This window comes from uncultured Campylobacter sp. (assembly GCF_937997465.1).
Classification (GTDB): domain Bacteria; phylum Campylobacterota; class Campylobacteria; order Campylobacterales; family Campylobacteraceae; genus Campylobacter_A.
This window is the reverse complement of the sequence record NZ_CALKTQ010000270.1, coordinates 1-1858: the sequence shown is the minus strand read 5'-3', so window position 1 is coordinate 1858 and position 1858 is coordinate 1. Positions and strand designations below refer to the sequence as shown.

Here is a 1858-nt window from a genome sequence, read left to right as displayed (position 1 = left end):
GATGATGATACCCATAACCTCGGCGTAGGCGCTACCCATACCGTTAAAAAACTCTTTGGTGATCTTTTCTGGGCTCGTCCACGTGATGAAAACCGCGATGATAGCGCCAAGGATCATAGCCTCTGCCACGCCCATCTTCGTCCATGCTAGCCATGAGATTTTATTTAGGCCCGTGCCGCCGACGACTAGGATAACAAGCGGGATGAGAGGCGCTAGAGCAAATAGCAAATTTACCTTCGTCTGCGTCGCTTCGCCGGTGTTGCTTGTAGATTTAGGCGAGAAATCCTGTCCTTTTTGATAATCTTTAAAGATAATCGCCGTCAAACTAATCACGATCAAAACGACGATACCAGCGGCGACGGCGTTTGGAAACTGCACGCCGATGACGTCTTGGACTGTGTAGGCTTCATTTGTTTTTTTAACCATGTCGGTTACGAAGATATTGTGTGCGGAGCCAGGGCTCAGCACGCCGCCAAACGTACCCGCAAACACCGCCGCTCCCGCCATCGCAGGACGTACGCCAGAGGCCATCAAAAGCGGTATCATCGTAGCTCCGACCGCAGCCGAGCAGCCCGCAGCCGACGGTATCGCGATGTTGATAAAATAAGTCAGCACGAAAGTAGCCGGAATCAGCAAAAATCCGATATTTTTCATCGGCTTGGTGAGTAGCAAAACTAGGTGCTGGTCGCACTTAGTCACCTTCATGACGTAGGCAAAGCCCATGCTGGCGCAAATCGCCTTGATAAGGCCAGCCGAAGTCATCGACTTCGTAAAGCTCTCAAGCGCTCCGAGCGGATTTAGACAGATGACGCAGAGCACGAGTCCCACGCCGATGAGCACGGTTTTGGTCTCTCTTTTTTTGACCAATAAAAACACGACGGCGATCAAGCCTATGACCGCACAGATTAGCTTAGCAGTAGCCATTTTGTCCCCTTTCGTTTTGTGTTTTATACCTATTTCAAATTTGGCTCAAATTTGCGCCGCTTGGATTTTGCGCGCTAGTTTCGAGTCAAATTTAATCTTTTTATTTTTGTCGCCGATCGATACTCAATCCAAATTTGAAGGCTTTTCTAAAACCGTTTCAAATTTGAAATTTGAGCCGCGAACCGAAAACGACTAAAATTTAAAGTTATCTCCGACCTTTATGAGCTCGGTTTCTTTTTGATACGCCATTTTTAAAACCGGACTATTTTCCACACCCATCACGGTTGCGTTTTCGCCCTTTATTCTTAGAGCCGTGCCTTCAGGCAGCGCGTAGATCAGGCTTTTTTGATTTACTATCAAAAACTCCTCCAGCCTCTCCTCCCTGCTTTCGCCGTTGTGTCCGGCGATTTTGCCGCTGATAAAGTGCGGATTTATCTGATGCGGGAAAATATTTAACGCGTCAAAGCTCTTTGGCATGATGATAGGCATGTCGTTTGTCGTCATCATCGTGCTTCCGGCGACGTTTGCACCCGCGCTCCAACCAAAATATGGCACTCCCGCCTCCACTCTTTGCTTAATCGCATCCACTAAATCAAATTTATAAAGATAGTAAAGCAGTGCAAAGGTATTTCCGCCGCCTATACAGATGGCTTTAGCCTCGGCTACGGCGCGCTTTGGATCGCTAAATTTATGGATGGACGCGATATTTTTGTATTCCAGGCAGTCGATGACTTTTTGCTCATACTCGTCGTTTGTGCGGCGAACTCCGGCGTACGGGATGAAAAGCACCTGCTCATCCCAAACCTCGCACTCTTTTAAAAAGTCGTATATCCAGTTTTTACAATGCTTAAGATAGCCCGTATCCTTGTAGCTTGAGCTGCTTAAAAGCAAAGCCTGCTTCATAAAATCCTCCTAAATTTTCAAATTTTATTTC

Annotated in this window: 2 protein-coding genes; both read right to left on the bottom strand. The window is 47.2% G+C overall.

The genetic code is table 11. From position 1 onward, the window contains the following. Positions 1–924 (bottom strand): C4-dicarboxylate transporter DcuC (gene dcuC / locus Q0546_RS08965; protein WP_298792341.1); only part of this gene is annotated, 924 nt, incomplete at its 3' end. A gap of 192 nt (positions 925–1116) precedes the next feature. Beyond that, entirely contained in the window at positions 1117–1827 is a 711-nt protein-coding gene (pepE, locus tag Q0546_RS08960; RefSeq protein WP_298792339.1) for a dipeptidase PepE, read from the bottom strand. Between the last annotated feature and the right edge of the window lie 31 nt (positions 1828–1858).

Excerpts from the sequence above, each read along its gene's own strand:
- pepE (WP_298792339.1), bottom strand. The coding sequence starts at position 1,827 with ATGAAGCAGGCTTTGCTTTTAAGCAGCTCAAGCTACAAGGATACGGGC.